Origin of the sequence: Gordonibacter sp. An230 (assembly GCF_002159915.1) — a bacterium.
In the GTDB taxonomy this organism is placed as follows: Bacteria; Actinomycetota; Coriobacteriia; order Coriobacteriales; family Eggerthellaceae; genus Rubneribacter.
Genome location: NZ_NFJP01000025.1, coordinates 58295 through 67525 on the forward strand (window position 1 = coordinate 58295; position 9231 = coordinate 67525).

The following is a 9231-nucleotide window of genomic DNA, read 5'->3' on the forward strand; positions in this document are numbered from 1 at the left end:
TGCCTGAATCGACCGTCGGCCGACCGCAATGAATGTACCGGCGGGAGACAACCGGACGCCAGCCCCATAGCGGGGGAAATCTTCTGCCCACGTCGCTCCCCCTTAAGGGGGAGCGACGTTGAACTGCGATTATCGCCGAACCAGCTACAGCATCTGATCCTCCGCTTCATTCCGAACTAGGCGAACAAGAGCATCGCGCGAATGCACGCCGAGTTTTTGATAGAGATGCTTCGTATGGCTTTTCACGGTTTCCTGAGAAACGCACAATACCTCCGAAATGGCGCTGCGGCTGTCTCCCCGCATGACCAGCCCGGCAATTTCACGTTCTCGCGGAGTGAGACAGCACCGCTTCGAAATCGCATCCAACGCCTTGTCCATAAGCGGATCGGGGGCGTCCGAAATCGATTTCCGATGTCGATTGGCCGCCGAAAAATACACGAGCGCCGCAACGAACAGCAGGTACACCATGCCGAACGAAACATACAAAAGCGCCGAGTCGATGGATCCGAACAAAGCCACGAGTGCGACGCACAGGAAGCTGCCCGCAGCCTGACCAGCCTGGTTTGCGAACAGCCCGACCGAGAACGCCCATGCACCACGACCGCTTGACCAAGCGTAATACGAACAGAAGAACCAGACCAGCAGCACAAAGCAGAGGAAGCCCACAGTATGCAAGGCAAAAGCGACCTTCGGCTGATGCGCCACAAGAGCAAGCGCCACGAAAGCTCCAGCTATCACGATAACCACGATCTGGAAGAGCAGCGTGGGCTTCGCGTTGTCGGATATCTGGGAGAACAGGACGAGAACGCACCCGGTGACAAGAACCGTTCCGACGAACAGAGGGCCCTCGGCAAACGTAAGTTCATCGCCCAAACCAACGCCACGCATCAACCCGGCCGAAAGGCCGATGACTACGACCAGACTCGTCAGACTCCCCAAAACGAACGAAGGTCGCTCGGCAGGCTGCGACGGCGTTTCCTCGATCTGCGGCTTTTCGGCAGATTGACGCACCAACTCGCGGCGATACACCCAGCAAAACGCAAAAGGCAAGGCAACCATAGCCATGCGCGCAGCCAATGGGACAAGCGCCGCAGTAACGACAAGATCGAGCAACGCCCCGCCCGCAAACGAGGCCGCCATGCACATGTAGGTGGTTTTAGGCGTCACTCCGCTGACGACCTTGGATAGGCACGCCATGAGCAATCCGGTTCCAAAGCCCAGCATCATCGTGCCTGCAAAATAGGCCGCCTCCCCCATGCCCCGCGAGCACGCAAGTCCGCACGAAAGCAGCGCGGTGCCCACCGCAGTCAACCATGCAGCCGCCCGCGAAAGGCGCATGAAATCAACACGCGACGCCCGACCGGCGCCGAGGCAGAAGGCCCCGAGAGCAAGCGCGTTGCAGGTGACCGCCACGATCCAAAGCGCATCACCGCCAATTCCCCAAAAGCTATACGAGGGGAGAGGGGCGAACGCTTCACTCCAGAACACCACGTAATGAAATCCCCAGAACGCAACAAGCGCCCCAAGGAGAAGACGATGCTTTTCGAACTCGAGCAGTATGGCTTTCAGTGCTTTTCCCATGTTTCCCCGATCGACGAGAAACCCATTCGGGGCGATCCCAAAAGCGAGCTGAAGTGAAAAAGCGTCGGGCCGCCGCTATCCGCAGCGTCCAGGCGAAACGAGGGGTCCCGATGCGCGGCGGCCCCTCGGCGCTACGCTTTCTCGGTCTCGATCTCCAGCTCGCCGGCGTCCTCTTGGGTTGCCTGCGGGCGGGCTGCGCCCACGAACCGATCACGTGCCTGCTTGGCCTCGGCCTCCTTGTCGGCGAGGTTCGCCTTCGCCACGCTGATCATGAGCTTGATGCGGTTGAGCTGGTTCACCTCCGACGCGCCCGGATCGTAGTCCACGGCCACGATGTTACTCTCGGGGTAGCGGCGGCGCAACTCCTTGATGACGGCCTTGCCCACCACGTGGTTCGGCAGGCACGCGAAGGGCTGCGTGCACACCACGTTCGGCGCGCCCGTCTTGATGAGCTCCACCATCTCGGCCGTGAGCAGCCACCCCTCGCCCATGCTGTTGCACAGCGATAGGATCTCGCTCGCGTACTCGGCCAGCTCGTAGATGTTCGCCGGCGGCTCGAAGCGGCTCGATTCGCGCAGCGCACGGGTCACCGGCGCACGGAACCTGTCGATGACCGCAAGCGCGATGCGGCTGCCCACCTCGCTCTTCTTCGTCTTGCCCAGCTGGCGTTGGAAGATGCCGCCCGCGATGCCGAACAGGAAGAACTCGATGAGCCCCGGCACCACGGCCTCGCAGCCCTCGCGCTCGATCACCTCCACGATCTGGTTGTTCGCCGTGGGATGGAACTTCACGAGGATCTCGCCCACCACGCCCACACGCGGCTTGGCACCCTCGCCGACAAGCGGCAGCGTGTCGAAGTCCTCCACGATGGCGCGCACCGTGCGCTTGAACTCGCGCCGGCCCATACCGCGGCGCAGCTGCTCCTTGCACACGCCCATCCAGTGGTCGAACAGCGCATTCGCGCTGCCGGACTCAACCTCGTAGGGGCGTGTGCGGTACAGGCACATCATGAGCAGATCGCCGTAGGCAAGCGCGTACACGGCCTGCAAGAGCATCTTCGGCGTGATCTTGAAGCCGGGATTGTCCTCGCCCAGATCCTTGAACGACAGCGCGATCACCGGCACATGCGACAGGCCCACGCTCGCCAGCGCCTTGCGGATGAGCGAGATGTAGTTCGTGGCGCGGCAGCCGCCGCCCGTCTGCGTGATGATGACGGCCAGCTTGTCGGTGTCGTAGCGGCCGCTCATCACGGCCTCCATGATCTGACCGGTGACCAGGATGGACGGATAGCAGATGTCGTTGTTCACGTACTTCAGGCCCGCGTCAACCGCGCCATGGTCCACGCTGGGCAGAAGCTCCAGGTTGTAGCCGAAGCGATGGAATATCTCTACGAGCAGGTCGAAGTGGATGGGGGCCATCTGCGGGCAGAGGATGGTGTAGCCGGCCTCCTTCATCTCCTTCGTGAACACCGCGCGAGGAAACTCCGTGTCGGCGCCTTCGCGCTGACGGAAGCGCTCGCGAACGGCGGGCTCGGCCTTCTCTGCGAACGTGGCAGGAGTCCCGTCGGCAGCCAAGGAGCCGGAAGCCACGTCGCCATCCGCATGAGCGACCGCGCCGCCTGAGAGCGCAGTCGCTTTCGCCGTCGAGGCGGCACCTCCCGCACCCGACGCATCCGCGCTCGCCGCAGCCAGCTCCGCGGCAATTCGCCCCTCCACGACCCCCGTCTTGGCGTCGATGCGCGCGTTCGCATCGGCCACGAGCGCGTCTACGTCGATCGACATGGCCGGGCAGCCGCGCGGTGCGCTCGCGCCATCGGCCTCCTCGTCGGCCTGGTCCTTCAGCGCGGCGAGAAGCGAGCGCACGCGGATGCGCGCCGCGCCCAGGTTCGACACCTCGTCGATCTTGAGCACGGTGTACACCTTGCCCGCCGACTCCAGTATCTCCTGCACCTGGTCGGTGGTGAGCGCGTCGAGGCCGCAGCCGAACGAATTCAGCTGGATGAGATCGAGGTCGCGCCGCTCGGTGGCCACCTTCGCCGCCGCGTACAGGCGCGTGTGGTACATCCACTGGTCCACGAGGCGGATGGGACGCTCGAGCGTGCCGAGGTGCGCGACGGAGTCTTCGGTGAGCACCGCCAGGCCGAAGCTGGTCAGAAGCTCGGGGATGGCGTGGTTGATCTCGGGATCGTTATGGTAGGGACGGCCGGCCAGCACGATGCCGTGCGTGCCGGTGCGCTCCATCCACGCGAGCGTCTCGGCGCCCTTGGCGCGGATGTCGCGCTTGAACGCCTCGTCCTCGGCCCACGCGGCCTCCACGGCGGCATCAACCTCGGCGCGCGTTGGCGCGGGCACGCCTTCGCCCATCAACTCCGGATGCGCCTCCACCAACTCGACGAACAGGCGCTCCTTAAGGTTCTCTTTGCGGTCGTAGGGCAACCAAGGGTTCAAGAACTGCGTGCTCGACCCGCGCAGCTCGTCGATGTTGAGGCGAAGCGCCTCGGCGTAGCTGGCCACGATGGGGCAGTTGAAGTGGTTGCCCGCGCCCTCGTCCTCCTGACGCTCCCATTTGCTGCACGGGAACCAAATGAAATCGGGGTGCTTGTCCAGCAGGTTCATGATGTGGCCGTGCGAGAGCTTCGCCGGGTAGCACACGCTCTCGGACGGCATGGACTCGATGCCCGCTTCGTAGGTCTTTTTCGTGGACGGATCGGACAGCACCACGCGAAAGCCCAGCTTCGTGAAGAACGTGAACCAGAACGGGTAGTTCTCGTACATGTTGAGCGCGCGCGGGATGCCCACGTTGCCGCGCGTGGCGGCCTCGGGGGAAAGCGGCTCGTAGCAGTCGAAGAGGCGATGGCTCTTGTACTCATAGAGGTTCGGCACATCTTTCGCATGCTCGTCCACCACGCCCGCGCCCTTCTCGCAGCGGTTGCCCGTGATGAAGCGCCGACGCTTGCCCGTGGCCTCGTCAATGCCGAAGTCGTTCACTGTGAGCAGGCAATGGTTGCTGCACGCCTTGCAGCGCACGGTCTTGTGCGTAGGGGAAAGCGCCTCGATCTGCTCCAAGGTGAGCAAGGTAGAGCGCACCGGGGCAGCGGAGGGGGCGGCGGCATCCAGTTCGTCGGTGGTCCACGCTGCGGCAGCCTCGGTCGCGCGAGCGGCGCGAGCCGTCGCTTCGCGGTAACGATCTCGCGCCAAAAGCGCCGCGCCGTAGGCACCCATGTTGCCCGCGATATCGGGACGCACGGCGTTGACGCCGGACAGCTGCTCGAACGCGCGCAGCACGGCGTCATTCAAAAACGTGCCGCCCTGCACGATGACCTTCGTGCCCACATCGTGAGGGTCGCGGATCTTGATAACCTTGAACAGCGCGTTCTTGATGACGGAAATGGCCAGACCCGCGGCGATGTCGCCCACGGTGGCGCCTTCCTTCTGCGCCTGCTTCACGCGGCTGTTCATGAACACGGTGCAGCGGCTGCCCAAGTCGACCGGCGCTTTGGCACGGATGGCGGTCTGGGCGAACTCGGAAACGTCGAGGTTCAGGCCGCTCGCGAAGCTCTCGATGAAGCTGCCGCAGCCAGAAGAGCACGCCTCGTTGAGCATGATGTGGTCGATGACGCCATCCTTCACGCGCAGGCACTTCATGTCCTGGCCGCCGATGTCGAGGATGAACTCCACGCCGGGCAGCATCTCCTGCGCGCCGCGCAGGTGGGCGACCGTCTCGATCTCGCCAGAATCCACGCGCAGCGCCTCGAGCAGCAGATGCTCGCCGTAACCTGTCACCGTAGCGTGGCCGATGGTCACGAGCGGCTCGCCCGTGTCGGCATCCACCGGCATGTCGTTGTACAGGTTGGACAGCGCGGCGCGGGCGCAGCCCAGAACGTCGCCCTTGTTGCTGGCATAGTGGCTCCACAGAAGCGCGCCGTCCTCGCCGATGAGCGCGGCCTTGAACGTGGTGGAGCCGGCGTCTATGCCCAGGTAGGCCGTGCCCTCGTAGTCCATGAGGCTGCTGCGGCGCACGCGCTCGCCGTCATGGCGGCGCTTGAACTCGTCGTAGGACTCCTCGCTTGCAAACAGTGGATCAAGGCGCACCACCTCCGTCCCTTGGACGTCCCCAAGGCCTCTGAGGCGCTCCAGGACGTCTACCAGCCGCTCGGCTTTCGCCGTGTCGGAAGCAGCACCGGCAATGGCGCAGCCGCTGGCCACGAACAGGTGCGCGTTGTCGGGCACGATGATGTGCTCGTCATCCAGCTCAAGCGTCTCATAGAAGCGCTTGCGCAGCTCAGGCAGGTACTGCAAGGGGCCGCCGAGGAACGCCACATGCCCGCGGATGGGACGGCCGCACGCAAGGCCGCTGATGGTCTGCGTGACGACGGACTGGAAGATGGATGCGGCGATGTCCTCCTTGCGCGCGCCCTCGTTCAAAAGCGGCTGCACATCGGTTTTGGCGAACACGCCGCAGCGGCTGGCGATGGGATAGAGCGTGGTGTGCTCTCGCGCCAGCTCGTTCAGGCCGCCCGCATCGGTGTTCAGAAGCGCCGCCATCTGGTCGATGAACGCGCCCGTGCCACCGGCGCACGTGCCGTTCATGCGCTGCTCGATGCCCTGGTCGAAGTAGATGATCTTCGCGTCCTCGCCGCCCAGCTCGATGGCCACGTCGGTTTTCGGGATGAATGTCTCCACGGCCGTTTTGGACGCGATGACCTCCTGCACGAACTCCACGCCCAGCCATTGGGCCAGCAAAAGCCCGCCCGAACCGGTGATGGCGATGGTCATGCGCTCGTCGCCGAAACCGGCCGCAGCCTCCTCGAGCACTTCCACGATGGTGGCGCGCACATCGGCATGGTGGCGGCGGTAGACAGAGAACTTCACGTCGTTCGCTTCGTCGAGGATGGCCAGCTTCACCGTGGTGGAGCCCACGTCGATGCCGATATGGAGGTCGGCGGCATCAATCGGCACGGAAACCTGCTCGACCGCCGATGGGGCGCATGGATCCATCCCGGCTATCGAGACGGGCTTCTCCGCCTTGACCACGCTTTCAGACGTTCCTTCCGCTGCCTTCCCACTTGTTGCGTTCATGATGACCTCGCTGCTCTCGCAGATCGCCTTAATCTTCTCGTTGTCGGCACCGCTGTCGCAAACGATACCGCCGCTCTCTTTTCCAGTGCCCTTCGCCTCCATCGCGACCCCTCACAACGTGATGGACTCACCCGGTTTGATGAAGAACAGGCGCATCGCGATGAGCGCCATCTCCTCCGAGCTTTCCCGCATTCCCGTTTCGATCCAACGCTGGATAACGCCGAGGTACGCAGACGCGAAGAACGCCACGTAGTACTGCACGAACGGCTCGGGATTGTTCCGATAGCGTTCGTGTAGGATGGATTGGATGAGGTTCGTGCACACGGCGTCACGCAGCCGCGGCCCGAAGCGCACGTCACCGCCAGGTCCGAGCACCGCATGCAGAAAATCGCCTTGCTCGCGCAGGTAGTCGAAAAGATCCACGAGCAACGGCAGCGGACGCTTGCGCGCACGATATCCGAGCAACTTGCGCACGGTGAGATCCTGCATGCGCTCTTGAAGGCGATCAAGATCGGCCACGACCTCGTCCTCGAGCGCGGCAAGCAGGGCGTCTTTGTCGCGGAAGTGGTTGTAGAACGTGCCACGGTTGAGATCGGCCCGCGCGCACAAATCGCCCACCGACAGGGCGTCGAATCCACGCTCCTCCATGAGCGCGATGAGCGCGTCGCGCAGCGCGCGCTTCGATTTGGTGATGCGTCGGTCCACGAAGCCTCCCGGTCGTCTTGGCCAGACGACACCCAACAGCCGGCCACGCCGTTGCGCAGCTCGCGGACGCACGGAGCATCTACGCGCTCCGGTCATTGGACATCTCGGCCAATAATCAACACGTCGTTCAATAATTTTGATTGTACGATACGGGACGAAGTTTGGCAAGAACGGTCGAGAGAAGACGGGGAGCGGCGCGAAAAACCGCGCGGCGGACTGTCGAGGAGAAAGCGCGGCGCACCCGGGCGCTGGCAACGTAAATCATCGATGGGCTTCAAGATCATCGTGAACCGACCTGATCAAGATCTGTTTTCATGTTTGCGCAAGGGTTTTGTCAAAAGGCATTTATATGTTACCACAATACAATCAAAACAGGCGAGAAAGCACCTTAGATCATTCTTATCCTCCATGCCATACCGCTTCCGCAGTGAGCAATCGACGGAGAGCCTCGAATACAGTATTGAGGCAGGGCCTCCCAGAACCTCCGGATGCGCTTGCAGCGAATGACGTGGAAAAGCAACTCGCGATCATAAGGGTGTGGGTTTTCAAGCAAGGGGCTTTCCCGAGCGACATCGTTTCCGAGCGACGACGCATCGACAAGATCGCCCCGCCACGGCTCGCGGTACACCCAACGGCCAGCCTTTAGCGGTGCCGAATGCCCTCTCGTACATATTGTCACTAGAATTTTTGTATGAGGTTGACAATAAGGGGAGGCGACAGCTATCATGCGCGCACCGGATGGAAAGGTGCGCGCATGGGAACCAAAGAGCAGCTGCTCCGCCTGCTGGAGGACAGCAAAGGCTGCTACCTGTCGGGCGAGAAGATGGCCGCTCAACTAAACGTGAGCCGCAACTCGATCTGGAAGGCCGTCAAAGCGCTGCGCACCGAAGGCTATCGCATCAACGCGGCAACGAACAGGGGATACGCGCTTTCCCAGGAAAACGATCTGCTGTCGCCGCAAGCGATTGAGGGCTTCCTGCCGCCAGGACATCCGTTCTCCGTCAGCGTGCGCAAGCAGGTGGACTCCACCAACGAGGAGGCTCGACGCCGCGCGCTCGAGGGCGCACCCGAGGGTACCGTCATTGCGGCCGAGAGCCAGCGGGCCGGCAAGGGCCGTCAGGGAAAGCGCTTCTTCTCGCCCTCGGAATCTGGCGTGTACCTGAGCGTGGTGCTGCGTCCCGACATCGTCGCCGAGCAAGCGCAGCTGATCACGTGCGCCGCAGCCGTGGCATGCGCGCAGGCCGTGGAAAACGCAACGGGACGCAAAGCGCTCATCAAGTGGGTGAACGACATCTACTGCGACGGCAGGAAGGTTGCCGGCATCTTGACGGAGGGGGCCATCGACATGGAATCGGGGCGCTTCGACTACGCCGTGCTGGGCATCGGTTTGAACGTGAAGCCGCCAGCCGGGGGATTTCCGGACGGCATCTCCGACACAGCAGGAGCGCTCCTCGAAAACGAAGGCCCCGCCGTGCGCAACATGCTAGCAGCCGAGATGCTGAACCGGTTTTGGAGCCTTTACGAGCGCCTTCCCTCATGCGAATTCCATAGCGAGTATCGCCGCCGCTGCTTTCTCTTGGGCGAACATGTTGTGATCTCGCGTGCGGGATCGCGGGTCAGGGCGCGCGCCGTCGACTTGACCGACGATTTCAAGCTGATGATCGAGCTGCCCGACGGAACGCGACGCGAGCTTTCTTGCGGAGAGGCCAGCACATCGCGCGCATGAGCGAACGCCCCCGCACGTCTGCCGCATTGCGAATCCACGCTCTTCGAAAGGTTGCGTCGCACATAGGCGATATGGCCCCGCCCGCCGGGGGGGGGGGGGCGGGCGGGGGGGGGGGGGGGGGGGGCGGGCGGGGGGCCGGGG

General features: G+C 63.3%; 4 protein-coding genes. 1 reads left to right on the forward strand and 3 read right to left on the reverse strand.

From position 1 onward, the window contains the following. Positions 1 to 144: 144 nt before the first annotated feature. The 3 genes from B5F40_RS12360 to B5F40_RS12370 form a co-directional block, all read right to left on the reverse strand. Positions 145 to 1581 (reverse strand): helix-turn-helix transcriptional regulator, encoded by a 1437-nt coding sequence (locus tag B5F40_RS12360; protein ID WP_087194587.1) that lies wholly within the window; start codon positions 1579 to 1581, stop codon positions 145 to 147. A gap of 131 nt (positions 1582 to 1712) precedes the next feature. Further along, a complete protein-coding gene (locus B5F40_RS12365; protein WP_087194596.1) occupies positions 1713 to 6578 on the reverse strand; it encodes a 2-hydroxyacyl-CoA dehydratase in 4866 nt (1621 codons plus the stop codon). A 192-nt stretch (positions 6579 to 6770) separates the two neighbouring features. Beyond that, positions 6771 to 7307, reverse strand: a complete 537-nt coding sequence (locus B5F40_RS12370; protein ID WP_239443045.1) for a TetR/AcrR family transcriptional regulator — start codon at positions 7305 to 7307, stop codon at positions 6771 to 6773. Between the two features lie 811 nt (positions 7308 to 8118). On the opposite strand from B5F40_RS12370, the gene B5F40_RS12375 reads away from it, so the two are divergent. Further along, the gene (locus B5F40_RS12375; protein ID WP_087194589.1) at positions 8119 to 9090 is read left to right on the forward strand and encodes a biotin--[acetyl-CoA-carboxylase] ligase; all 972 of its coding nucleotides are present in this window, start codon (positions 8119 to 8121) and stop codon (positions 9088 to 9090) included. Positions 9091 to 9231 lie beyond the last annotated feature (141 nt).